Below are 24,907 nucleotides of genomic sequence, written 5' to 3'. Positions count from 1 at the left end.
TCAATGCGGAGATCAATGCGCGTGTGCGCGATCCCAGTCCTCGCGCTTGGGCAGCTGCTCGAAGGTGTGCTCGGGCGGCGGCGAGGGCAGGGTCCATTCCAGCGTGTCGGCATGCTCGTTCCAGTAGTTCGGCACGTTCACGCGCTTGCCGGCGAAGAGCGTGTAGAACACGATGCCGATGAAGAACAGGAAGGACGCGAAGGAGATATAGGCGCCGATCGACGAGATGTTGTTCCAATAGGCGAACTCGACCGGATAGTCGATATAGCGCCGCGGCATGCCCTGGCGGCCCAGGAAGTGCTGCGGGAAGAAGATCAGGTTCGAGCCGATGAACATCATCCAGAAATGCAGCTGGCCCGCCCATTCCGGGTATTGCCGGCCCGACATCTTGCCGATCCAGTAATAGACCCCGGCGAAGATGCCGAACACCGCGCCCAGCGACATCACGTAGTGGAAGTGGGCCACGACGTAATAGGTGTCGTGATAGACCCGGTCCAGCGGCGCCTGGCTCAGCACCACGCCGGTCACGCCGCCGACGGTGAACAGGAACAGGAAGCCGAAGGCCCAGAGCATCGGCGTCTTGAACTCGATCGAGCCGCCCCACATGGTCGCGATCCACGAGAAGACCTTGATGCCGGTGGGCACCGCGATGGTCATGGTCGCCAGCATGAAATAGGCCTGCTGGGTCAGCGACATGCCGGCCGTGTACATGTGGTGCGCCCAGACGACGAAGCCCAGGATGCCGATCGCCGCCATGGCCAGCACCATCGGCAGGTAGCCGAAGATCGGCTTCCTGGCGAAGGTCGAGATGACGTGGCTGATGATGCCGAAGCCCGGCAGGATGATGATATAGACCTCGGGATGGCCGAAGAACCACAGGATGTGCTGGTAAAGCACCGGGTCGCCGCCGCCGGCCGGATCGAAGAACTGCGTGCCGAAGTTGCGGTCCATCAGCAGCATGGTGATCGCGCCCGCCAGAACCGGCAGCGACAGCAGGATCAGCCAGGCGGTGATGAAGACCGACCAGGCAAACAGCGGCACCTTGAACAGCGTCATGCCCGGTGCGCGCATGTTGAGGAAGGTGGTGATGATGTTGATCGCGCCCAGGATCGACGAGGCACCCGAGACGTGGACGGCAAAGATCGCCAGGTCCATGGAATAGCCCGCCTCGGTGGTCGAGAGCGGCGGGTAGAGCACCCAGCCGACGCCCGAACCCATCTGGTCGTTGCCGCCCGGCGCCAGCAGCGAGGCGACGCCCAGGGCCACGCCGCAGACATACATCCAGTAGGAGAGGTTGTTCAGCCGCGGGAAGGCCATGTCCGGGGCGCCGATATGCAGCGGCATGAAATAGTTGCCGAAACCGCCGAACAGTGCCGGAATGACGACGAAGAACATCATGAGCACGCCGTGATAGGTGATCATGACGTTCCACAGGTGTCCGTTCGGGGTGCATTCCGCCGAGGCGTCTGCGATGAGACGCGCGCCTTCCAGGCACATGTATTGCACGCCCGGATGCTGCAGTTCCATCCGCATATAGACGGTGAAGCATACCGAGATCAGGCCGACGATGCCGGCCGTGAACAGGTAAAGGATACCGATATCCTTGTGGTTTGTTGACATGAACCAGCGGGTGAAGAACCCGCGGGTGTCATGATGGTCACCGTGGCCGTGAACGGCTGCGTCTGCCATGCGTGGACTCCCTAGACATGCGGCTGGCCGGCGCAAAGGCCGACGGACTCGCCTGTTTCTAGACCACAATCCTACCCCTCGCAATGCGAAGAAAGGACTAAAAGTCGCGCCCCTGCGCGCTTTTGTCGCACGCAGGGGCGGGGCCGTCGAGACATCTCGGAGGCGTCGGGATCAGTTCGATTCGCCCTCGGCCGCAGCCTCGCCGTCGCCGCCCGCATCGGGCGAGTTCTGGGCCAGGAAGGCCACCACGTCGGCCTGGTTCTTGCCCATCTTGAAGGTCATCTTGGTCTTGGCGCCCTTGTCGTCGGTCATCTTGACCAGCCAAGGCTTGGGGTCGGTGACGTATTCGATCAGGTCGGCCTCGGTCCAGGTCAGGTCGGGGTTCTTTTCGGCGACCTCAAGGATGCCTTCACCGTATTTGAAGCCCTCCTCCGAGGCGATCTTGCGGCCGACGACGCCGTAAAGGTTGGGCCCGGTCTTGCCGCCCTTGATGATGTCGGTGCCGTCCGGCGCCTGGATCATGTGGCAAGCCTTGCACTTGTTGAATTCTTTCTCGCCTTTGGCGGCGTCGCCATCCTGGGCCGCAGCGGGCAGGGCGAGGGTGATGGCGGCGAGAGTGGCATAGATGCTGATCTTCATCGCGTTTCCTCTTGGGTATCGCTCATGTCCGGGCAACGGACCTCTCCGCTTCCCGATTGACATGGCTATCATGTGCCAAGCGGGCAGAATACAGGAAAAACGTCGTAGAACGGCTGAGGGAGAATATGTCGCAGGGCGAAAATCAGCCGGCGAGCGGCGGAAAGTTCCGTGCGAAGCTGCGGCGCAGGGCCAGGTCCAGGTCATCCATGCCGACCGGCAGGCCCATGTCGACCAGGCTGGTGACGCCGTGCCCCGAGATGCCGCAGGGCACGATGCCGGCGTAATGGTTCAGGTCCGGCTCGACGTTGATGGCGATGCCGTGGAAGCTGACCCACCTACGCAGTTTGACGCCGATGGCGGCGATCTTGTCCTCGCGCATGGAGCCGTCGGGCAGGGGCGTCTTGTCGGGCCGGGCGATCCAGACGCCGACGCGGCCGTCGCGGATCTCGCCGCGCAGGTTGAACTCGGCCAGCGCGTCGATCACCCAGTTCTCCAGCGCCTTGACGAAGGCGCGCACGTCGCGGCCGCGCCGGTTCAGGTCCAGCATGACATAGACCACGCGCTGGCCGGGCCCGTGATAGGTATATTGCCCGCCTCGCCCCACGGCATGGACCGGAAAGCGCGCCTCCAGCAGGTCGGCCGCCTTGGCCGAGGTGCCGGCGGTATAAAGCGGCGGATGCTCGACCAGCCAGACCAGTTCGCCCGCCTCGCCGGCCGCGATGGCGGCTGCGCGCGCCTCCATGAAGGCGAGGGCTTCCTGATAGTCGGTCAGGCCCGGGGCGGTGATCCATTCTGTCATGTCCGCCAGATAGGCCGGGGCGGGCGAGGCCGCAAGTGGTCCTGCGGATCATGAATCCGCTGCAAGATCATTGTGCGGATGTTGAATTTCACTAAATGACTGTCTGCTTATATACAGACGGTCTCACAACGCCCGGATGCTGCCATGATCTTGCCCCTTTCCCCCGTGTTCGACGCCCTGCGCGCGGCTGCGCGCGACCGTATCCTGATCCTCGACGGGGCGATGGGGACGCAGATCCAGCAGCTTGGCCTGTCCGAGACGGATTTCGCCGGCCATGGTACGGGCTGTGCCTGCGGCTGCCATCCCCCCGCGCCGGGCGAGCATCCGCAGCAGGGCAACAACGACCTGCTGAACCTGACCCAGCCCAAGGCGATCGAAGAGATCCATTACCGTTATGCGAAGGCGGGCGCGGATATCGTCGAGACCAACACGTTCTCGTCCACGACCATCGCGCAGGCCGATTACGGCATGGAGGCGGCGGTCTACGACCTGAATTTCCATGGCGCCCGTATCGCGCGGCAGGCCCTGGACCGCGCCACGGCCGAGGACGGCTGCCCGCGCTGGGTCGCCGGGGCCCTGGGGCCGACCAACCGCACCGCCTCGATCAGTCCCGACGTGAACAATCCCGGCTATCGCGCCGTCACCTTCGACGATCTGCGCATCGCCTATGCCGAGCAGATCCGGGGGCTGATCGACGGTGGCGCCGACCTGATCCTGATCGAGACGATCTTCGACACGCTGAACGCCAAGGCCGCGATCTTTGCCTGCGAGGAGGTGTTCCAGGACAAGGGCCAGCGCCTGCCGGTGATGATCTCGGGCACCATCACCGACCTCTCGGGCCGCACGCTTTCGGGCCAGACGCCGACCGCCTTCTGGTATTCCATGCGCCATGCCGCGCCGATCACGGTGGGCCTGAACTGCGCGCTCGGCGCCGCCGCGATGCGCCCGCACCTGGCCGAGCTTTCCACGGTCGCCGATACGCTGATCTGCGCCTATCCCAATGCCGGCCTGCCCAACGAGATGGGCCAGTATGACGAGACGCCCGAAGAGATGGCGGCGCAGGTCGCGGAGTTCGCGCGCGAGGGGCTGGTGAACGTGGTCGGCGGCTGCTGCGGCTCGACGCCCGAGCATATCGCCGCCATCGCCCGCGCCGTGGCCGATCTGCCGCCGCGCGCGATCCCCGAGATCGAGCCGCGCCTGCGCCTTTCGGGACTGGAGCCCTTCGTCAAGACCGACGACATTCCCTTCGTCAACGTGGGCGAGCGGACGAACGTCACCGGCTCGGCCAGGTTCCGCAAGCTTATCACCAACGGCGATTACGCCGCCGCGCTGGACGTGGCCCGCGACCAGGTGGAAAACGGCGCCCAGATCATCGACGTCAACATGGACGAGGGGCTGATCGATTCGAAGCAGGCGATGATCGACTACCTGAACCTGATCGCCGCCGAGCCCGACATCGCCCGCGTGCCGGTCATGATCGACAGCTCGAAATGGGAGGTGATTGAGGCCGGGCTGAAATGCGTCCAGGGCAAGGCCATCGTGAACTCGATCTCGCTCAAGGAAGGCGAGGAAGGCTTCCTGAACCAGGCCCGGCTCTGCCGCCGTTATGGCGCGGCCGTGGTGGTCATGGCCTTCGACGAGACCGGGCAGGCCGATACCGAGAACCGCAAGGTCGAGATCTGCTCGCGCGCCTACGACCTCCTGGTGAACGCGGTCGGCTTCCCGCCCGAGGACATCATCTTCGACCCGAACATCTTTGCCGTCGCCACCGGCATCGAAGAGCATGACAATTACGGCGTCGATTTCATCGGCGCGACCCGGCGCATTACCCAGGCCCTGCCGCATGTGCATGTCTCGGGCGGGGTCTCGAACCTCAGCTTCAGCTTCCGCGGCAACGAGCCGGTGCGCGAGGCGATGCATGCGGTGTTCCTCTATCACGCCATCCAGGCGGGGATGGACATGGGCATCGTCAACGCGGGCCAGCTGGCGGTCTATGACCAGATCGACGCCGGCCTGCGCGAGGCTTGCGAGGACGTGGTGCTGAACCGCCAGCCCAAGGCCGGCGGCACCGCGACCGAGAACATGCTTGAGATCGCCGAGCGTTTCCGCGGCGAAGGCGGGGCCAAGGCTCGTGAAAAGGATCTGACCTGGCGCACATGGCCGGTCGCGAAACGGCTGGAGCATGCCCTCGTCAACGGCATCACCGAATATATCGACGAGGATACCGAGGAGGCGCGGCTTTCCGTCGAACGCCCGCTGCATGTGATCGAAGGCCCCTTGATGGCCGGCATGAACGTGGTCGGCGACCTGTTCGGCTCGGGCAAGATGTTCCTGCCGCAGGTGGTGAAGTCGGCCCGGGTGATGAAGCAGGCCGTGGCGCATCTTCTGCCTTACATGGAGGCCGAAAAGGCCGGCAGCGGTGCCTCGTCCAGCGCCGGCAAGGTGCTGATGGCGACGGTCAAGGGCGATGTCCACGACATCGGCAAGAACATCGTCGGCGTCGTGCTGGCCTGCAACAATTACGAGATCATCGACTTGGGCGTGATGGTGCCCGCGACGAAGATCCTGGAGACCGCCAAGGCCGAGAATGTGGACATCATCGGGCTTTCCGGCCTCATCACCCCCTCGCTGGACGAGATGGTGCACGTCGCCTCGGAAATGGAGCGCGAGGGCTTCGACATCCCGCTGCTGATCGGCGGCGCCACGACCTCGCGCGTGCATACGGCGGTCAAGATCCATCCGCGCTATGGCCGCGGGCAGGCGGTCTACGTCACCGATGCCAGCCGTGCCGTGGGCGTGGTGGGCAGCCTGCTTTCGGGCCAGAAGAACGCCTATGTCGAGAATATCCGCAGCGAATACATGGACGTGGCGAACAAGCACGCCCGCGCCGAGGCGGACAAGAAGCGCCTGCCGCTGGCCACGGCCCGCGACAATGCGGTCAGGATCGACTGGACCGGGTTCCAGGCCAAGGCGCCCGAGTTCCTGGGTTCGCGCGTGATCGAGGATTTCGACCTGGCCGAGATCGCCCGTTATATCGACTGGACCCCGTTCTTCCAGACCTGGGAATTGAAGGGCGTCTATCCGCGCATCCTCGATGATGAAAAGCAGGGCGAGGTGGCGCGGCAGCTCTTTGCCGACGCGCAGGCCATGCTCACGCGCATCATCGATGAGCAATGGTTCAAGCCCCGGGCGGTCATCGGCTTCTGGCCGGCGAACCGGGTCGGCGACGATATCCGGCTGTTCACCGCCGAGGATCGGGCGGCGGAACTGGCCACCCTGCACACGCTGCGCCAGCAGGTGACCAAGCGCGACGGCCGCCCGAACGTGGCGCTGGCCGATTTCGTGGCGCCCGAGGGGCATCGCGACTATGTCGGCGGCTTCGTGGTCACGGCCGGCGGCGAGGAGCAGCAGATCGCCGATCGCTTCAAGGCTGCGCATGACGATTTCTCGGCCATCCTGGTGCAGGCCCTGGCCGACCGTTTCGCCGAGGCGCTGGCCGAGATGATGCATGAGCGGGTTCGCAGGCAGTACTGGGGCTATGCGGACGAGGCTTTCAGCCCCGAGGAACTGATCGCCGAGCCCTATGCGGGCATCCGCCCGGCGCCCGGCTATCCGGCCCAGCCCGACCATACCGAAAAGGTGACGCTGTTCCGCCTGCTGGACGCCACCGCCGCCACCGGGGTCGAGTTGACCGAGTCGATGGCGATGTGGCCCGGCGCCTCGGTCTCGGGCCTCTATATCGGCCATCCCGATGCCTATTACTTCGGTGTCGCCAAGGTCGAGCACGACCAGGTTCTGGACTATGCCGACCGCAAGGGCATGCCGGTGTCGCAGGTCGAGCGCTGGCTGGCGCCGATCCTGAACTATACCCCGCAGGCGGCCGTCGCGGCCGAGTGAAAAGAAACGCGTGGCGGGTGCAAAAATGCCCTTTTCATCCGCCGCGCAAGCGTCTAGAAGCCGCCTTGCTACGGATGCGGTCGTGGCGGAATTGGTAGACGCGCAGCGTTGAGGTCGCTGTTCCTTAACCGGAGTGGAAGTTCGAGTCTTCTCGACCGCACCAAGCTTACCCCCCCCTTGAAAAGTTGAAAGCGCGGTGACGCGGAACCCCGGCGGGTAATGCTGCGGGCTGTGCTGGTCGGTGGGCAAAGGCCGCCCTGGCGCTGAAGTTCGGCACCCGGGATACTCTGTCCGTTGCGATGCGATTCCCATGCGGGGATGCGGCCATATCGCGCAGGCATATTCTGCCAAATGCCTAAAATTACCCCAAAATCTTTCTTGATCTAATACAAAATGGACAATAGGACCGGCTGGGTATTCAGTGTGAGGTTTCTTGATGTTCGGACGTATTCTTGCGCTTTGCGCAGCATTTTCATTGGCTGGCTGTGCGACCATCACCCGCGGGACCAAGGACGTGTTGGTCGTGAACTCGACCCCGGCTGCGGCGCAGGTCAAGCTCAGCAACGGGGAATCCTGCGACAATACCCCATGCAGTTTCAAGGTTCCCCGCAAGTCGGAACTGAACGTCCTGGTGACGAAGGATCGCTGCAAGCCGCAGCAGGTCCGCGTGACGAACCGCGTGGCGGGCGGCGGCGGCGCGGCGATGGCCGGCAACGTCCTCGTCGGCGGGATCATCGGTGCGGGCGTCGATGCCGGTTCGGGCGCGATGCTGGAACTGGTGCCGAACCCCGTCGACGTGCAGCTTGAATGCCGCTGATCCACTCGCCCGGCTGAGCCTCTGCTGATGTTCCCAGGCCCGCCCCGTCCAAGGCGGCGGGCCATCCCCGTCCCGGCAGGACCGCTGCGCGGCGTTCTGGGGATGGATGCGAATGCCGGAGCGGAGGCCATCGGCGCATCTCTCCTGCATGGCCGGTCGCTTGGGCGGAAGGAAAAGACGCTTGCAGGCCGTGCCGGGAGAATACCTTTCGGCCAATGCCTTGCGGGACGATGGCGCCGTCCTTTCCGGCGCCGGCCCGCGCCTTTCTTGTTCCCTTCCGCCGCAGCTTGCGCCTAGTCTCTGCCTCGAACAAGAGGAGAGTTTCCATGTCCGAGAAATGGGGTTTCGACACCACCGCCATCCACGCCGGCAGCGCGCCCGACCCGGCGACCGGGGCGCGGCAGGTGCCGATCTATCAGACCACGGCCTATGTCTTTCAGGATGCCGCCCATGCCGCGCGGCTCTTTGGCCTGCAGGAGGTCGGCTATATCTATTCCCGCCTGACCAACCCGACCGTCGCCGCGCTTCAGGCCCGCGTGGCCGGGCTCGAGGGCGGGGCGGGGGCGGTCTGCTGTTCCTCGGGCCATGCGGCGCAGATCATGGCGCTGTTCCCGCTGATGGGACCAGGCAAGAACGTGATCGCCTCGACCCGGCTTTATGGCGGCACCATCACCCAGTTCAGCCAGACCATCAAGCGGTTCGGCTGGTCGTGCAAATTCGTCGATCTGGACGATCTCGATGCGCTGCGGGCGGCTGTCGATGACGACACCCGCGCCATCTTCTGCGAATCGATCTCGAATCCCGGCGGCTATGTCACCGACATTCCGGCCGTGGCCAAGGTCGCGGACCAGGTCGGCCTGCCGCTGATCGTCGACAACACGCTGGCCACGCCCTGGCTGTGCAAGCCCATCGAGATGGGCGCGACGCTGGTCGTCCACAGCCTGACCAAATACATGACCGGCAACGGCACGGTGACCGGCGGCGTGATCGTGGATTCGGGCAAGTTCGACTGGTCGGTCTCGGGCAAGTTCCCCAGCCTGTCCGAGCCCGAGCCGGCCTATCACGGGCTGAAGTTCCACGAGACCTTCGGCGCGCTGGCCTATACCTTCCACGGCATCGCCATCGGGCTGCGCGACCTGGGCATGACCATGAACCCGCAGGCGGCGCATTACACGCTGATGGGGATCGAGACGCTGGGCCTGCGCATGGAGCGTCATGTCGAGAATGCGCAGAAGGTCGCGGAATGGCTGGAGGCCGACCCGCGCGTGACCTCGGTCACCTATGCGGGGCTGGCCTCATCGCCCTGGAACGCGACGGCGCGGCGCGTCTATCCCAAGGGGGCGGGGGCGCTTTTCACCTTTGCGATCAAGGGCGGCTATGACGCGGCGGTGAAGCTGGTCGATAACCTGAAGCTCTTCAGCCATGTGGCGAACCTGGGCGATTCGCGTTCGCTGGTGATCCATTCCGCCTCGACCACCCACAGCCAGCTGACCGACGAGCAAAAGATCGCCGCCGGCGCCGGCCCGGACGTGGTGCGGCTGTCCATCGGCATCGAGGATGCGGCCGACATCATCGCCGATCTGGACCAGGCATTGGCCGCTTCCACCGCCTGAGACGAAAAGGGGCGGCGCATCGCTGCGCCGCCCGCCTCTGACAATGCGCCCCTGGTCAGTTCGCCGGGTCAGTTTGCCGGGGCTTCCACGGGTTCGTCCGTGGTCTCGCCCTCGGGTGCCGGCGGCTCGCCGCCTTCCGGGGCATCGGCGGGGTGCATGGCGAAAACCGCCGTGACATTGGCGCTGACGGCCAGTTCGCCCGCCTCGATGGGCGTATCGGCCGCGCTTGCGGCTTCGGCGCGCATGGCCATCATCGGGCGCGGCCCGCCGCCCATCTGCACATCCGACAGCGACAGCAGCCGGCCAAGCCGCATGCCCGCCGCATCGGCCATCACCTCGGCCCGGCGGCGTGCCTCGGCCACGGCCTCGGTCCGGGCCTGATCCTCGGCCTCGGCCATGTCCTCGCGCGAAAATGCGATGCCGCTGATTTCATTGGCGCCCGAGGCGACCAGCTTGTCCAGCACCGGGCCGAGCCCCGCGATGTCGCGCACCCGCACGGTGACGCTGTTTTGCGCGCCGTAGCCGGTCAGCTTCGGCGGCTGACCCTGGTCCGAGTAATCCATCACCGGAGACAGGTTCAGCCCCGAGGTCTGGATGTCGCGCGCCTCGATGCCCTCGGCCTTCAGCGTCTCGATGACCTTGGCCTGCTGCTCGGCATTCTGCGCCATGGCCTCGGCGGCGGTGGCGGCCCGGGTGGTGACGCCCAGGGTGATGGTCGCCATGTCGGGCTGGGTCGTGGCCTGGCCGGCGCCGGTCACGGTCAGCCTGGCGAAGGGGGCGGCATGTTTCATGGCATGATGTCCCATCTGCGCGGGCGGCGGCGGGGCGTCGGTCTGGGCGGGCTGGGCCATCAGCGGGCCTGCGCCCAGAACGATCAGCGTCGCGGCAGCCATCAGGGGTCGGAATTGGGGCATCGGGTCTTTACTCCTTGGCGCGTCGGGGTCGTGCCCTTGCGCAGTTGTCTTCACGAGCCCCAGTAACGCCGCAAATGCGTTTTGGGATGCCTCACAATCCGGTGTTCGGCTTTTCACGCATCGCGTTCTGGGTTAGTTCAGAAGCATCAATCATGAAGATGCGCCCAAGGATGCCCGGGGGCGCCCGGAACCGAAAGCAAAGCCCGTCGATGTCGCTTGATTCCGTTACTGAATACGCCCTCTCCTTCAGCGAGGACGCCGTGCATCTCGAACGGCGCGAGCGGGGCCCGGGGCGACAGGGCGGCGGCGGTGCACCGGCGGCCTGGCGGCATCTTGGCTCGGTCGATTTCACTTCCTCCGATTTTCAGGGGGAACTGGCCCGTCTGCGCGCCATGGCGACGGGCGACGGGACCGGGTCGACGCTGCCCGTCACCCTGATCATTCCCGACGACCAGATCCTCTATACGACGCTGACCGTCGCGCCGGGCGCGGATCGCGAGCATGCGGTGGGCCGGGCGCTGGACGGGCTGACCCCCTATGCCATCGAGGATCTGGCCTTCGACTGGGAAGGCGACGGCGACAGCGTGCGCGTCGCCGCCGTGGCCCGCCAGACCCTGCGCGAGGCCCGCGATTTCGCCGGGCAATACGGCTTTGACGGGCAGGGCTATTGCGCCGTGCCCGAGGCCGGGCTTTATCCGGGCGAGCCGGTCTTCGTGCTGGAGCCCGCCCCGTCCGCCCGCCCGCGGGTCGACCCGGCACAGGCCGGCGTTACCGCCTCGGGGCTGCTGATCGAGGAGGAATTGCCCGAGGAACAGCCGGCGCTGGATCTCGACGGCGACCAGTCCGAGGCGGAGGAAGAGGTTGCGGCCGAAAGCCCGGTCGAGCCGGTCCCCGAGGAGAGCGCCTCGACGGTTGCCGCCAAGGAAACCGACGAGCCGGGAGAGGCCGTTTCAGTATCCGAGCCGGCTCCCTCTGCAGAAATGATCGAGGATTCCGAGGCAACAGAAGAAGTTTCCAGGGAAATATCGGGGAACCATCCTGCTGAAACCCCGCCTGCTGACACGCCGGCCGCATTGGCCGACGATGCTCAGGCGGCGCCGCTAGACGAGGCCGAGGCCGTCGCCGGGGCCGATGACGTTCCCGCCGCCGGCGCCGTCGAAGCGGCGGCACCGATCCAGGCTCCGGGTGCTGCGGAAACGGCAGCGGCTTCGGAGCAGGCCGTGCCCGCTGCGCCCCATGACGTTGCAGCCCATGATCCGGCGCCCCAGGGCCCCGCGCCGCAAGCGGATATCGGCCTGAACCCGCGCGCCCGGGCCGTGCATGAGCGCGCTGCCGGTGCTCGCCAGACCCGTCCGGCGGGCAGTGCGCCGGTCCAGCCCCGCCGGGCGGGCGAGCGCGGCGGCCTTGCCGGGCTGATCGCCATGCTGGGGGCGCTGGTTGTCGGGCTGATCCTGATCTGGGCCTTTCTGGTCCCGGATCGGCAGGAAGCGCAGCTTGCAGCCGTCACCCCATCCGAGCAGGCACCGGCCCCGCAGCCTGTCGAGCCCGTGCCCGCGCAAACCCCGGAACCCGCGCCCGCACCGGAACCCACCGCACCGGAACCCACCGCACCGGCCGAAGCCGAAACCGTCCAGCCGGAGCCTGCCGCGCCGCAACGCGCGGCGACCGAGCCCGAATCTGCCCCGGCGCCGCTCTCGGCCCTGACCGAGGAAGAGCGCCGTCGCGTCCTTGTCGCCGCCGCTGCCGTGGCTGCCGCCGTGGTGCCGCCTTCGGCCTCGGTGCCCGCGGCCCCGGCATCTCCGCCCCCTGCATCCGTGCAGGACGGGGAACGCGCGCCTGCCGTCGGCGAAGCGGCGCAACCCGCAGCCGCTGCCCGGCCTGCCGCGACCGCGCCGACGCCTGCGGCCCCTGCACCAGCCCAAGCGCAGGCCCGGCCTGCCGCAACGCCCGCGCAGCCTGCACCCGCTGCCACGCGGCTGACCAGTTCGGCCCGCCCGCAGCTTGCGCCGCGCCGCAGCACGCCGCAGACCTCGGTGCCGCGCGCCGATACCGCGCCGCGCGTGCCTGCGGACCCGCTGCCCTTCGAGGCCAGCCAGCGCCGCGCTCAGCCTGTCGGCAGCGCCCGCCCGCCCGAGCGCAGCCGCCGCGCCGCCCCGACCCCCGCGGCAACTCCCGTGGCGGCTCCTGCTGTGGCGGCGCCTGCGCAGGTGCAAGCCCAACCCGCCGCCGCGGCCGGCACTGCCGGGCTGCGCGGTTCGGCGCGACCGCCGTCGCGCCCCGAGGGCTCGACCCCCGAACTTCCGACCGATGGGACGCAGGCGGACAGCCTGACACCGGCGGAACAGCAGCATCTGCGCGACCTCATCCGCGACATCGGACGGGGTGGACTGGCCTCGCTCGATCCCTTGCCGCGCGGCGAAAGGCTGGCGCAGGCCCGGCCGCAGCGCAAGCCGGGCACGGCCAGCGATGCAGCCGATCCATCGGCGATTGATGCCGCAGTGAGGTCGGCCACCACGCCACCACCGGACAAGCCCGACAGCGTCGAAACCGCTGCCGCGCCCGCCCGGGATCCGGGCGGGCTTTTGCGTGGTTCGGCCCGTCCACGCGCCCGTCCCGCCGCGGCGGCCGGTGGCGGCGCTGCGGTTTCGGGCGGTGCTGTCGAAGCGGCCATTTCGGCCGCCGTCGCGGCCTCGCCCGCGCCGCCGGGCGGGGTGCAGCTTTCGGCGCTGGCCTCGTCGCCGCTGCCGCCCCGGCGCGGCGAGCGGCCGCCCGCCGCGCCCGAGGCTGCCGCCACTCCGGCGCCCCCGGCCGCTGCCGCTGCCGCTGGCCCCAGCGAGGCCGAGCTGGCCGCCCGTCGCAAGCTTGACGAGCAGTTGCAGGCCCAGGCCGAGGCGCGCATCCGCGCCCGCGCCGCCGCCGATGCCAAGGCCGAGGCAGAGGCCCGCGCCCAGGCCGAAGCCCGCGCCCGCGCCCAGGCCGAGGCCGAGGAGCGCGCCGCCCGTGCCAAGCGTCAGGAATACAAGCCGCCCGAGGTCGACAACGAGCCCGAGATCGCCACGGCCGCCCTGCCCAAGGGCTCGACCTCGGCCAGCGTGGCCAAGGCCGCGACCCAGCCGCGCGGCCTCGACATGGGCCGCACCACGGTGATCGGCATCATCGGCGCCGGCAAGGCCAGCCGCGCGCTGATCCGGCTGCGCAACGGCAAGGTGGTGACCGTCCGCCTGGGCGACCGCATCGACGGCGGCACCATCAATTCGATCGGCGACGGGCGACTGACCTATGTCAAGGCGGGCCGCACCCACGAATTGCGGATGCTGGACGGGCGCTGACAGGGGCCTTCCTGCTGATCGCCGCCGTCTATCTGATGGCAATGGCGATCGCCGTGCCGCTGTCGGTGCGGCTGGGCTCGGCGCTGGGCATTGCCGGAACCCGAGGTGGCGGAGCTGCAGCATTTTGCCGAGTCCGGCGTGGCGATGATGCCGTTCCTGATCGGGCCGGCCCGCATGCAGATCCTGAGCACGGCGGCGCTCTGGAGCGTCTGACCCATGATCCCGGCGTCGCGCCCATCGCTCCCGGGCCCGATGAACTGCCTTAGCATGGGCTGGCTCGTCCCGTCGAACGCTGACCGCGACCCCCGAGCCGCGATCCGCGACCCTTGCGAGCCGCGCGCCAAGCGCCTAGAAGGCGGGGCAGCCTTGCCAAGGGAAATGCCATGCTCGACCATCTGACCTATACCGCCCCGGAACCGAAGATCATTCAGGGTGCGAAACAGGACTGGGAACTGGTCATCGGGCTGGAGGTCCATGCCCAGGTCGCCTCGAACGCCAAGCTGTTCTCGGGCGCCTCGACCGGCTTCGGGGCCGAGCCGAACAGCCATGTCGCCTTCGTCGATGCCGCCATGCCGGGCATGCTGCCGGTGATCAACGAGTTCTGCGTGGCGCAGGCGGTCAAGACCGGCCTTGGCCTCAAGGCGGCGATCAACCTGGTCTCGGCCTTCGACCGCAAGAACTATTTCTATCCGGACCTGCCGCAGGGCTACCAGATCAGCCAGCTTTATCATCCCATCGTGGGCGAGGGCGAGGTGATCGTGGACATGGCCCCCGGCGTCGCCCGCCGCGTCAGGATCGAGCGCATCCACCTGGAACAGGATGCCGGCAAGTCGATCCACGACATGGACCCGAACATGTCCTTCGTGGACCTGAACCGCACCGGCGTCGCGCTGATGGAGATCGTCAGCCGCCCCGACATCCGCGGCCCCGAGGAGGCGGCGGCCTATGTCGCCAAGCTGCGCCAGATCATGCGCTACCTGGGCACCTGCGACGGCAACATGCAGAACGGCAACCTGCGCGCCGACGTGAACGTGTCGGTCTGCGCGCCCGGTGCCTATGAGCGCTATCAGGAAACCGGCGATTTCAGCCATCTCGGCACCCGCTGCGAGATCAAGAACATGAACTCGCTGCGCTTCATCCAGCAGGCCATCGATTACGAGGCCCGCCGCCAGATCGCCATCATCGAGGATGGCGGCAAGGTGGTGCAGGAGACGCGGCTCTACGATCCCGACCGGGGCGAGACCCGCTCGATGCGCTCCAAGGAAGAGGCGCACGACTACCGCTATTTCCCCGATCCCGACCTGCTGCCCCTGGAGATCGAGCAGGGCTGGGTGGACGATATCGCCGCCGCCATGCCGGAGCTGCCGGACGAGAAGAAGGCGCGTTTCGTCACCGGACTGGGCCTTTCCGAATACGATGCCGGCGTGCTGACCGCCGAGGTCGAGAGCGCCGACTATTTCGAGCAGGTCGCCTCGGGCCGCGACGGCAAGCAGGCCGCGAACTGGGTCATCAACGAGCTGTTCGGCCGGCTGAACAAGGAGGGGCTGAGCGTCGAGACCTCGCCGGTTTCGGCCGCCCAGCTTGGCGGCGTGATCGACCTGATCGGCTCGGGCGCGATCTCGGGCAAGATCGCCAAGGACCTGTTCGAGATCCTGTGGACCGAAGGCGGCGACCCGGCCGAGATCGTCGAGTCGCGCGGCATGAAGCAGGTCACCGACCTCGGCGCCATCGAAAAGGCCGTGGACGAGATCATCGCCGCGAACCCGGCTCAGGTGGAAAAGGCGCGCGCGAACCCCAAGCTCGCCGGCTGGTTCGTGGGCCAGGTGCTCAAGGCCACCGGCGGCAAGGCAAACCCGGCGGCGGTCAACGAGCTGGTGGCAAGGAAGCTGGGACGGTAAGTCCCGGCGCCCTGCCGCCTGTCGCCGCCGTCCCGCGGACCGCCATGCGGAACATGGCGGTTGATGCGGTGGGCTGCCTGTTGCTAAGCATCACCTAAACAACGAGCAGTCGGGACAGGCAAAATGAGAACCCTGAACACAAGGCCATGGGGGACCGGGCTGTCCCTCCTTCTCGTCCTGCTGGTCGTGGCAGGCTGCGGGATCGGCCGCCGGCATTCGGAACTGGAATGCATGGAACGTGCCATGTTCTTCGAATCGCACCGCTCCAGCCGCGACGGCATGATCGCGGTGGGCAGCGTGGTGATGAACCGCGTCCAGTCGCGCCAATATCCGAACTCGGTCTGCGCCGTGGTGGGACAGAAGGGCCAGTTTGCGCCTGGCATCATGTCGCGGCCGATGAAGTCGCAGGCCATGCCGGAGGTGCGCGAGGCCGCCCGTGCAGTCATGCGCGGCGAGCGCCATCCGCTCGTCGGCAACGCGATGTTCTTCCATGCCGCCAGCCACAGGTTTTCCTATGACAACATGCATTACGTCCTCGTCGCGGGCGGCAATGCCTTTTACGAAAAGCGCCGCCGCGAACTGGTGACGCAGCCGGTCCCGCCGCGCCCCATAGAAGGCATCACCCGCAGATAGGACAGGGCGGAGGGTGCAAGGCGCCGCCCAAGGCAAGCGGCAACGCTTCCCTTGGCCGGCCATCTCGCCTAACCTGCGCCGTAAAGGGAAAGGCCCACGCATGAGCAGCTACGAATACACCGTCATCCCCGCCCCGGCCCGCGGCGAAAAGACCAGGGGCGCGCGCAGCGGGATCGAGCGTTTCGCCGCCACCCTGACCGACACGCTGAACCAGATGGCCCGCGACGGCTGGGAATATGTCCGTGCCGAAACCCTGCCGGCCGAGGAACGCTCGGGCCTGACCAGCCGGACCACGGTCTATCACAACCTGCTGATCTTTCGCCGCGCGCTCGCGCAGCCCGAGCGTCCGCAAGACGCCCTGCCGCAATCGCAATCGCAATCGCAGCCGCAGCCGGCTGTCGCCCCGACCGAACCCCAGCCGGAACCCGAAGCCCAGGCACCTGCGCGCGGCCCCTTCAGCCAGCCGATGCGGGCCGCTCCGAAGCCTGCCGCGCCGCCGACCGCCCCGAATGCCCGTGCCCGGGTCTCGGAACCGCCGCTGACGGCGCCGCAAGCCCCGGCACCGACCGGCCCGCGCCTCGGGCCGGCCAGCCGCTGATTTCTCTGTTCCCAAATACTCCGGGGTGAGCCCCCGGCACGGGGGCGAGGGGCAGCGCCCCTCAGGCCCTTACCAATGCGGCGGCCGCTGGTCCGCCAGCGGAACCGTTCCCGCCTCGGCCTCGCGTTCCGCCTCGCGCTCCATCAGCATGCCGACATGCCGCGCCAGCCGCGCGATCTCGCCTTCCTGCCGGGCCACGATGCCCGACAGATCCTCGACGGTGCGCGTCAGATAGGCCACGGCTTCCTCCAGCCGTTCGATCCGTTCCTGCGTCTGCTTGTCCATCCATCCTCCATCCGTTAGACCGCCGCATGGAAAAGCCCGAGGCAAACCATGGCGAAAGATCAGAAGAAACAGCCCCGTCCCAAGGCCGAGACGCCCAAGGGGTTCCGAGACTATTTCGGCGCGGATGTGACCGAGCGCAAGCAGATGCTCGACCGCATCGCCCAGATCTATCATCGCCACGGCTTCGAGCCGCTTGAAACCAGTGCCGTCGAAACGGTCGAGGCGCTGGGAAAGTTCCTGCCCGACGTGGACCGCCCCAATGCCGGCGTCTTTGCCTGGCAAGAGGCAGAGGTTCCCGGCGGCGGGGCCGGCGACTGGCTGGCGCTGCGCTATGACCTGACCGCGCCGCTTGCGCGCGTCGCCGCGCAGTTCCGGGGTGACCTGCCGTCGCCCTATCGCCGCTATGCCATGGGCCCGGTCTGGCGCAACGAAAAGCCCGGCCCCGGCCGCTTCCGCCAGTTCTATCAATGCGATGCCGATACCGTGGGCTCGGCTTCGGTCGCCGCGGATGCCGAGATCTGCGCCATGCTGGCTGCGGCGCTGGAGCATGCCGGCATCCGGCGCGGCGACTACCTGATCCGCATCAACAACCGCAAGGTGCTGAACGGCATCCTGGAATCCATGGGCGTGGCCGAGGGCAAGCCCGCCGACGACGTGCTGCGCACCATCGACAAGTTCGACAAGGTCGGCGAGCAGGGCGTGCGGCAATTGCTGACCACCGGCCGCAAGGACGATTCCGGCGCCTTCATCGAGGGCGTGGGCCTGAGCCCCGAACAGGCCGAGCCGGTGTTGGCCTTCCTGACCTCGAAAGGCGCGGACAATGCCGGGACGCTGGCAAACCTGCGCGCTGCCGTGGGCGCCTCGGCCACCGGGGCCGAGGGCGTCGAGGAACTGGCGCAGATCGCCCAGATGCTCGCCGCCATGGGCGTGGGCGAGGATCGCGCCATCGTCGACCCTTCCATCGTGCGGGGCCTGGGCTATTACACCGGCCCGGTATTCGAGGCCGAACTGACCTTCGAGATCCTCGACGACAAAGGCCGCAAGCGCCAGTTCGGCTCGGTCGCCGGCGGCGGGCGCTATGACGGGCTGGTGGAACGCTTCACCGGCCAGAAGGTGCCCGCGACCGGGGTTTCCATCGGTGTCGACCGGCTTCTGGCCGCCCTGCGCGCCAAGGGGCTGATGGGCGGGACCGAACAGGGCCCCGTCGTCGTCACCGTCATGGATCGCGAGCGCATGGCCGATTACCAGGCCATGGCCGCCGAACTGCGCGCCGCCGACATCCGGGCCGAGGTCTATCTGGGCAATCCCAAGAACTTCGGCAACCAGTTGAAATATGCCGACAAGCGCAATGCCCCCGTCGCCATCATCCAGGGCGGGGACGAGGCGGCGCGCGGCGTCGTGCAGGTCAAGGATCTGGTCCTGGGCGCGAAGATCGCGGCCGAGGCCAGCCACGAGGAATGGAAGGCCCAGCCCGCCCAGACCGAGGTGGCCCGCGCCGACCTGGTCGCGGAAGTCCGGCGCATCCTGGGATGAGCAAGCGCGAGAAACAGGCCATCGGCCAACAGATCCTCGCCGCCTTTCGCGCCGCCGGAGCGCAGGAGGTCGCGCCCGACATCCTGCTGGAGGCCGAGACGCTGCTGGACCTCTACGGCGAGGATATCCGCGCCCGCGCCTATGTGACCCAAGACCCGATCCGCGGCGAGATGATGCTGCGCCCGGATTTCACCGTGCCGGTGGTGCAGATGCATATGGCGAACGGCGCCGAGCCGGCGCGCTATTGCTATCTGGGCGAGGTGTTCCGCAAGCAGGACCATGGCGAGACCCGGCCCGAGCATCCGCGCGACAACGAATACCTGCAGGCGGGTTTCGAGCTTTTCGCCCGCGACCCCGAGGCCGATGCCGAGGTCTTTGCGCTGTTCCACGACATCCTGGCGCCCTTGAACCTGCAAGCCAGCATGGGCGACATGGACCTGCTGATGGATGCGGTGCGCGCCCTGCCGCTGTCGGGCGCGCGGCGCGCGGCGCTTTTGCATCACATCTGGCGGCCCCGGCGCTTTGCCCGGCTGCTGGCGCGCTTTGCCACGCCGGCCGAGGCGCGCAGCTTTCCCGAAAGCGGCGCGCCCTGGACCGGGCTGCGCTCGCCCGCCGAGATGCAGGCCCGCATCGACCGGCTGCGCAGCGATGCGGCCGAGGCGCCGCTGGCGCCGCAATGGGTCGAGCGGCTGGAACGGTTGTTCGCGATCAGTGCCCCGGCACCCGAGGCGCTGCGGCAGCTGCGCGAACTGGTGGCCGAGATCCCCGATATTGCCGAGGCCGTTGACCGGCTGGAGCGCAACCTGGCGGCGCTGGCCGCGCGCGGCATCGACGTGGGTGCCGTCCATTTCGACGCCAGCCATGGCCGCCATACGATGGAATATTACGACGGCATGACCTTCAGTTTTGCCGCCGCGGGGCATGAGGACTGGCCGCCGGTCGCCTCGGGCGGGCGCTACGATGCGCTGGCGGCGGTGCTGGGGCAGGCGCAGGGCCGCTCGATCCCGGCGGTGGGCGGCATCATCCGGCCGGGACTGGTCCACGAGCTGGGGGGCCAGATCTTGGGGAAAGCAGCATGATCCGGCTGGGCGTGCCGTCCAAGGGGCGGCTGATGGAGCAGTGCTTCGACTGGTTTGCCGCCCGCGGCGTGCGGCTGTCGCGCGCCGGCTCGGATCGCGAATATGCCGGCCGGGTCGATGGGGCCGAGAACGTGGCACTGGTGCTGCTTTCGGCGGGCGAGATCCCGCGCGAACTCATGGCCGGCCGCATCCACCTGGGCGTGACCGGCACCGACCTGATCCGCGAGAAGCTGGCCGGCTGGCGCAGCCATGTCGAGGAACTGGCGCCGATGGGCTTCGGCCATGCCGACCTGATCCTGGCCGTGCCCGCCTGCTGGAGCGATTGCGACAGCCTGGACGATTTCGCCACCATCGCCCGCGATTTCCGCGCCGAGCACGGCTTTCGCCTGCGCATCGCCACGAAATACCACCGGCTGGTGCGGGCCTGGCTCTCGGCCGAGGAGGTCGCGGATTACCAACTGGTCGACAGCCAGGGTGCGACCGAGGGGACGGTGGCCAACCTGACCGCCGAGGCAATCGCCGACATCACCTCATCCGGCGAGACACTGCGGGCGAACCATCTCAAGATCATCGGCGAGGAGCCGATCCTGCGCTCGCAGGCGACGCTCCTGCGCTCGCTTTCAGCCGGGGACGAGACCGAGGTTCGCGATTTCGTGGCGCGGATCGGGCTCTAGAAACCCGAGGCGGGGCAGGGGCGTTGTGCCCTCGCACCGCTATGGAGAACGACGATGCGCCTGGCCGTCCTGATGCTGCTTTTGTCCGCGAGCCCCGCGCTGGCCTCGTCCGAGGAGGCCTGGGAACAGTTCCGCAAGGATGTCGAGACCGCCTGCGCCGCACTCGCTCCGCAAGAGGGCGAGACCGCCATCGAGATCAACCCCTTCGGCTCGGAAAGCTATGGTGCGGCGCTGCTCATTACCACGCTCGCCGATGGCGGGGTGGACCGTTATGTCTGCATCTTTGACAAAAAGGCCGGGACCGCCGAACTGACCGCGCCCTTCACGCCGCCGCAGGATGTGGTCGAGATGCAGGCCGATCCGGCGGGCAATGTCGCGCCGACCGAGGACACCAAGACGGACGTGCATCTCGTCAAGCCGTGACGCCGCGCCGGCTGCGCGGCCGCATGGGTATTTGGAAAACGGAAAAGGGGCGGGTTCAGTCCCCGAGACCGACCAGGGCGCGGGCGAAATCGCGGGCGTCGAAGGCGTCGAGATCGTCGATCTGCTCGCCCACCCCGATGGCATGGATCGGCAGGCCGAAGCGGTCGGCCAGCGCCACCAGCACCCCGCCGCGCGCCGTCCCGTCCAGCTTGGTCATGACAAGACCCGAGACATCGGCGAGCTTCCGGAAGATCTCGACCTGGCTCAGCGCGTTCTGGCCGGTGGTGGCGTCCAGCACCAGCAGGGTGTTGTGCGGGGCCGAAGGGTCCTTCTTGCGGATGACGCGGACGATCTTGGCCAGTTCCTCCATCAGGTCCTGGCGGTTCTGCAACCGGCCGGCGGTGTCGATCATCAACAGGTCGGCGCCCTCTGCCTCGGCCTTGGTCATGGCGTCGAAGGCAAGGCTGGCGGGGTCGCTGCCCTCGGGAGCGGTCATCACCGGCACCCCGGCGCGCTGGCCCCAGACCTGCAATTGCTCGACGGCTGCGGCGCGGAAGGTGTCGCCGGCGGCGATCACCACCTTCTTGCCGGCCGCCTTGAACTGGCTGGCAAGCTTGCCGATGGTCGTGGTCTTGCCCGAACCGTTCACCCCCACCACCAGCACCACTTGCGGCCGCTTGGGGTAAAGCGGCAGGGGTTTCGCCACCGGCGTCATGATGCGGGCGATCTCATCGGCCAGCAGCTCTTTCAGCTCGGTGGCCGAGACGCGGCGGCCCATGCGGCCCTCGGCGATATTGGCGGTGACGCGCAATGCGGTCTCGACGCCCATGTCGGCCTGGATCAGCATCTCCTCAAGCTCTTCCAGCATCGCATCGTCAAGCTCGCGCCGCGGTTCGGCGACAGCCGGGGCGCGGCCCAGAAGCCGGCCCAGGACGCCGGGGCGTGCTTCCGGCTCGGTTGCGGGTTGAGATGCGGCGGGGGCGGGCGAGGCCGGCTTTTCATCGGCTGCGGCTTCCGAGACGATATCCTCCAGCCCCGAGCCGATCTTGGACGAGGATCGCGTCAGCCGGTCGCGCAGCTTCGAGAAAAACGACATGCACCCATCCTTTTGTCTGTCGCGCGAGAGACTAGGCAATCTTGCCCGAAAGGAAAAGGGCGCCCCGAAACGGACGCCCCTTCACCGTTCGAAAAATACTCCGGGGTGTGGGGCAGAGCCCCACGGCAATCAGGCCTTGCCCAGGTAGATGTCGACCAGTTTCTGCAGCATTTCCAGTGCATCCTCGCGCGAGCGCTGGAAGCTGTTGCGGCCGATGATCGAGCCGTTGCCGCCGCCGTCGCGGATGGCGCGCGCGTCGTCATAGACCGCATCCGCGCCCTTGGCCGCACCGCCCGAGAACACCACGATGCGACGGCCGTTGAAGGCCGACTGCATGCAATGCTCCACGCGCTTGGCCTGGGTCGAGATGTCGATGCCCTTGGCCTCGTAGACCTTTTTCGCCTCGCCCAGTTCCAGGTGGTCGGTCGAGAGCTTGATCTTGATGACATGCGCGCCGATCAGCGCCGCGATCTGGGCGGCATAGGCGGCGATGTCGATGGCGGTCTCGCCGTCCTTGCTGATCGCCTCGCCGCGCGGATAGGACCAGATCACGGTCGCCACGCCCTTGGCGGCGGCTTCCTTGCGCATCTCGACGATCTCCTCGATCATGTCGAGCGCCATGTCCGAGCCCGGATAGATGGTGAAGCCGATGGCTGCGCAGCCCAGCCGCAGCGCGTCGTCGACCGAGGCGGTGATCGCCTGGTTCTTGCCGGCCGTGTCCGACATCAGCGAATTGGCCGAGTTCACCTTGAGGATCGTCGGGATCTGGCCGGCGAAGGTGTCGGCGCCCGCCTCGATCATACCCAGCGGCGCGGCATAGGCGTTCAGCCCCGCGTCGATGGCCAGCTGGTAGTGGTAATGCGGGTCGTAGCCGGCGGGGTTCGGCGCAAAGCTGCGCGCGGGGCCGTGCTCGAAACCCTGGTCCACGGGCAGGATGATCATCTTGCCGGTGCCGGCCAGCTTGCCGGTCATCAGCATGCGGGCCAGCTGTGCCTTCACACCCGGCGCTTCGCCCTCGTAATTGGCGAGGATCTTGCGGACGGTATCGGTCATCTGCATCGGGAACTCCATGTCTGAATGCGGGCTGCTTAGCAGACCCGCCGCCAAGGGCAATCGCGATTGCGCTAACGGAACCCGTGGCGGCCTTTCGGCGTTGTTCCGCTGTCAGAATTGGGGGAAATTCCCATGGCAAACGAAGATCCTGCCGGCATTCCCGAACAGATCCGCCAGAACCGACCCTTCTTCCTTGTGCTGGGGCTGGCCTTCGTGGTCTCGATCGGGGCCTTTCTCTATATCCTGTTCCTCGATACCGACTCGCGCGATGTCGGGCGCAATGCGCCGCCCGCCGTGACCGCGCCCGCGACGCCGACAGGCGAAGCTGCGCCGGCAGAGGGGAATTGACGCCGCATCTGGCAGGGGACGTGCCTGCGTCCCCTGTCGCACGACCGTGGTGACGGTCGGGCTGCGGTCGCGAAGATCGCCCAGAAGCGCGGCGCCCAGGCCGCACGAGACCGATCCGCAGCGGATCGCCTTGCGTGTTGCCGGCCCTGGCCGGACGATGGGCTGCGCAGCACTAAGGGCTTTCGCCGATGCAAAAAGGGGCCGCGAAGGCCCCTTTCGCATCGCCGCCAGCGGGCGGTTTCAGCGTTTCTGCAAGGCCGCGACGCCGGGCAGTTCCTTGCCCTCCATCCATTCCAGAAAGGCGCCGCCAGCGGTCGAGATGAAGGTGAAGTCGCCCGAGACGCCGGCCTTGTTCAGCGCCGCCACCGTATCGCCGCCGCCGGCGACCGAGATCAGCTTGCCCTCGCGGGTCAGCCGCGCGGCTTCTTGCGCCGCGGCATTGGTCGCGGCGTCGAAGGGCGGGATTTCGAAGGCGCCGAGCGGGCCGTTCCAGATCAGCGTGCGGCTGCTTTCGAAAACCTCGCGGATCTTCGCCACCGTGGCGGGGCCGGCGTCGAGGATCATCGCATCGGCCGGGCAGGCATCCGCCGCCACCGTCTCGCTGTCGGCGCCGGCCTTGAATTCACGCGCCACCACCACGTCCACCGGCAGGTGGATGGTGCAGCCGGTCTTTTCCGCCTTGGCCAGGATGTCGCGCGCCGTATCGGCCATGTCGCGCTCGGCCAGCGATTTGCCGACCTCGATGTCCTGGGCGACCAGGAAGGTGTTGGCCATGCCGCCGCCGATGACCAGGTGGTCCACCTTCTCGATCAGGTTGCCGAGCAGGTCGAGCTTGGTCGAGACCTTGGCGCCGCCGACCACGGCGACGACCGGGCGCTGCGGATTGCCGAGCGCGGCGTCCAGCGCCTTCAGTTCCGCCTCCATCAGCCGGCCGGCTGCGGCGGGCAGGAGCCGCGCGATCCCCTCGGTCGAGGCGTGCGCCCGGTGCGCGGCCGAAAAGGCGTCGTTCACATAGGCCTGCCCCAGCGCGGCCAGCGAAGCGGCGAAGGTCGCGTCATTCGTCTCTTCCCCCGGATAGAAGCGGGTGTTCTCCAGCAGCAGCACGTCCCCCTTGGCCAGATCGGCCACGGCGCGCTTGGCGGGGCCGCCGATGGCCTCGTCCGAGAACTTCACCGGCTGGCCGAGCGCCTTTTCCAGCGCCGGCAGCACGACCTTCAGGCTCATGCCGTCCACGCGCTTTCCCTTGGGGCGGTCGAAATGCGCCAGCAGCACCGGGATGCCGCCCCGGCCCTGGATGTCCTTGACGGTCGGCACGATCTTTTCGATCCGCGTGGCATCGGTGACCTGGCCGTTTTCGACCGGGACGTTCACGTCCACGCGGACAAGCACCACCTTGCCGTCAAGATCCAGGTCGTCGATCGTGTTGAAATCCGCCATGCTCATGTCCCTTTCCTGTTGGGCTGACACGTCCCCCGGCGGGTTTTCCCGCATCATGACATTTTCGTCAACCGGCGCCGGACCCGGGCTTGCGGCGAAACGCGCGGCGCCGGCGGGCGTTGTATGGTCCGGGCGAAATGCTTATGCCTTTGC

Annotated in this window: 20 protein-coding genes and 1 tRNA gene; 13 read left to right on the top strand and 8 right to left on the bottom strand. The window is 67.5% G+C overall.

All coding sequences use genetic code 11. The features are described 5' to 3' along the window. Positions 1-12 precede the first annotated feature (12 nt). From ctaD to lipB, 3 genes are all read right to left on the bottom strand, one after another. Positions 13-1,689 carry a cytochrome c oxidase subunit I gene (ctaD, locus tag QPR87_RS03510; protein ID WP_285048337.1) on the bottom strand — a complete coding sequence of 559 codons (1,677 nt, stop codon included), beginning with the start codon at positions 1,687-1,689 and terminating at the stop codon, positions 13-15. A gap of 171 nt (positions 1,690-1,860) precedes the next feature. Then, positions 1,861-2,328, bottom strand: a complete 468-nt coding sequence (locus tag QPR87_RS03505) for a cytochrome c550 (protein ID WP_011748227.1) — start codon at positions 2,326-2,328, stop codon at positions 1,861-1,863. 142 nt (positions 2,329-2,470) lie between these two features. Next, a complete protein-coding gene (lipB, locus tag QPR87_RS03500) occupies positions 2,471-3,127 on the bottom strand; it encodes a lipoyl(octanoyl) transferase LipB (protein ID WP_285048335.1) in 657 nt (218 codons plus the stop codon). A gap of 144 nt (positions 3,128-3,271) precedes the next feature. Between lipB and metH the strand changes: the two genes are divergently transcribed. The 4 genes from metH (at position 3,272) to QPR87_RS03480 (ending at position 9,454) form a co-directional block, all read left to right on the top strand. Then, positions 3,272-7,024, top strand: a complete 3,753-nt coding sequence (metH, locus tag QPR87_RS03495) for a methionine synthase (protein ID WP_285048334.1) — start codon at positions 3,272-3,274, stop codon at positions 7,022-7,024. A 76-nt stretch (positions 7,025-7,100) separates the two neighbouring features. Continuing rightward, positions 7,101-7,187: transfer RNA gene (locus QPR87_RS03490), tRNA-Leu, on the top strand. Between the two features lie 312 nt (positions 7,188-7,499). Continuing rightward, positions 7,500-7,841 (top strand): translation initiation factor 2, encoded by a 342-nt coding sequence (locus QPR87_RS03485; RefSeq protein WP_230999155.1) that lies wholly within the window; start codon positions 7,500-7,502, stop codon positions 7,839-7,841. A 326-nt stretch (positions 7,842-8,167) separates the two neighbouring features. Then, positions 8,168-9,454: an O-acetylhomoserine aminocarboxypropyltransferase/cysteine synthase family protein gene (locus QPR87_RS03480; protein ID WP_285048331.1), complete on the top strand. Its 1,287-nt coding sequence runs from the start codon at positions 8,168-8,170 to the stop codon at positions 9,452-9,454. A gap of 68 nt (positions 9,455-9,522) precedes the next feature. Here the strand turns inward: QPR87_RS03480 and QPR87_RS03475 are convergent, their stop codons facing one another. Beyond that, a complete protein-coding gene (locus tag QPR87_RS03475; RefSeq protein WP_285048330.1) occupies positions 9,523-10,368 on the bottom strand; it encodes an SIMPL domain-containing protein in 846 nt (281 codons plus the stop codon). Between the two features lie 209 nt (positions 10,369-10,577). Here QPR87_RS03475 and QPR87_RS03470 point away from each other — a divergent pair, with 209 nt between their 5' ends. From QPR87_RS03470 to QPR87_RS03455, 4 genes are all read left to right on the top strand, one after another. Continuing rightward, a complete protein-coding gene (locus tag QPR87_RS03470; RefSeq protein WP_285048329.1) occupies positions 10,578-13,697 on the top strand; it encodes a hypothetical protein in 3,120 nt (1,039 codons plus the stop codon). A gap of 383 nt (positions 13,698-14,080) precedes the next feature. After that, positions 14,081-15,595 (top strand): Asp-tRNA(Asn)/Glu-tRNA(Gln) amidotransferase subunit GatB, encoded by a 1,515-nt coding sequence (gene gatB, locus QPR87_RS03465; RefSeq protein ID WP_285048328.1) that lies wholly within the window; start codon positions 14,081-14,083, stop codon positions 15,593-15,595. Between the two features lie 123 nt (positions 15,596-15,718). Beyond that, positions 15,719-16,228 carry a cell wall hydrolase gene (locus QPR87_RS03460; RefSeq protein ID WP_285048327.1) on the top strand — a complete coding sequence of 170 codons (510 nt, stop codon included), beginning with the start codon at positions 15,719-15,721 and terminating at the stop codon, positions 16,226-16,228. Between the two features lie 100 nt (positions 16,229-16,328). Then, positions 16,329-16,826, top strand: coding sequence for a DUF4177 domain-containing protein (locus tag QPR87_RS03455; RefSeq protein ID WP_285048326.1), 498 nt, complete (start codon positions 16,329-16,331; stop codon positions 16,824-16,826). 69 nt (positions 16,827-16,895) lie between these two features. On the opposite strand, the gene QPR87_RS03450 is transcribed toward QPR87_RS03455, so the two are convergent. Continuing rightward, positions 16,896-17,111, bottom strand: a complete 216-nt coding sequence (locus tag QPR87_RS03450; RefSeq protein WP_011748217.1) for a SlyX family protein — start codon at positions 17,109-17,111, stop codon at positions 16,896-16,898. A gap of 48 nt (positions 17,112-17,159) precedes the next feature. On the opposite strand from QPR87_RS03450, the gene hisS reads away from it, so the two are divergent. Genes hisS through QPR87_RS03430 form a run of 4 tightly spaced genes read left to right on the top strand, consistent with a single transcriptional unit; the run spans position 17,160 to position 20,820 of the window. Further along, complete coding sequence (gene hisS, locus QPR87_RS03445) at positions 17,160-18,644, top strand: histidine--tRNA ligase (protein ID WP_285048325.1); 1,485 nt, start codon at positions 17,160-17,162, stop codon at positions 18,642-18,644. Then, a complete protein-coding gene (locus QPR87_RS03440; RefSeq protein ID WP_285048323.1) occupies positions 18,641-19,723 on the top strand; it encodes an ATP phosphoribosyltransferase regulatory subunit in 1,083 nt (360 codons plus the stop codon). The genes hisS and QPR87_RS03440 overlap by 4 nt, the downstream gene beginning before the upstream one ends. Further along, positions 19,720-20,397: an ATP phosphoribosyltransferase gene (hisG, locus tag QPR87_RS03435; protein WP_104493920.1), complete on the top strand. Its 678-nt coding sequence runs from the start codon at positions 19,720-19,722 to the stop codon at positions 20,395-20,397. The genes QPR87_RS03440 and hisG overlap by 4 nt, the downstream gene beginning before the upstream one ends. Before the next feature lie 54 nt (positions 20,398-20,451). Further along, positions 20,452-20,820, top strand: coding sequence for a hypothetical protein (locus tag QPR87_RS03430; protein ID WP_285048321.1), 369 nt, complete (start codon positions 20,452-20,454; stop codon positions 20,818-20,820). Between the two features lie 55 nt (positions 20,821-20,875). Here the strand turns inward: QPR87_RS03430 and ftsY are convergent, their stop codons facing one another. Beyond that, on the bottom strand, positions 20,876-21,916 hold the full coding sequence (ftsY, locus tag QPR87_RS03425; protein ID WP_011748212.1) for a signal recognition particle-docking protein FtsY: 1,041 nt from the start codon (positions 21,914-21,916) through the stop codon (positions 20,876-20,878). A 129-nt stretch (positions 21,917-22,045) separates the two neighbouring features. Further along, positions 22,046-22,975 (bottom strand): class I fructose-bisphosphate aldolase, encoded by a 930-nt coding sequence (locus QPR87_RS03420; protein WP_285048320.1) that lies wholly within the window; start codon positions 22,973-22,975, stop codon positions 22,046-22,048. 126 nt (positions 22,976-23,101) lie between these two features. On the opposite strand from QPR87_RS03420, the gene QPR87_RS03415 reads away from it, so the two are divergent. Next, on the top strand, positions 23,102-23,317 hold the full coding sequence (locus tag QPR87_RS03415) for a hypothetical protein (RefSeq protein WP_011748210.1): 216 nt from the start codon (positions 23,102-23,104) through the stop codon (positions 23,315-23,317). Positions 23,318-23,557: 240 nt separating this feature from the next. Here the strand turns inward: QPR87_RS03415 and QPR87_RS03410 are convergent, their stop codons facing one another. Continuing rightward, the gene (locus tag QPR87_RS03410; protein WP_230999662.1) at positions 23,558-24,754 is read right to left on the bottom strand and encodes a phosphoglycerate kinase; all 1,197 of its coding nucleotides are present in this window, start codon (positions 24,752-24,754) and stop codon (positions 23,558-23,560) included. Between the last annotated feature and the right edge of the window lie 153 nt (positions 24,755-24,907).

The sequence above is a fragment of the Paracoccus sp. SSJ genome (assembly GCF_030234105.1).
Taxonomy (GTDB): Bacteria; Pseudomonadota; Alphaproteobacteria; order Rhodobacterales; family Rhodobacteraceae; genus Paracoccus; species Paracoccus denitrificans.
This window is presented reverse-complemented; position numbering and strand designations above follow the sequence as displayed.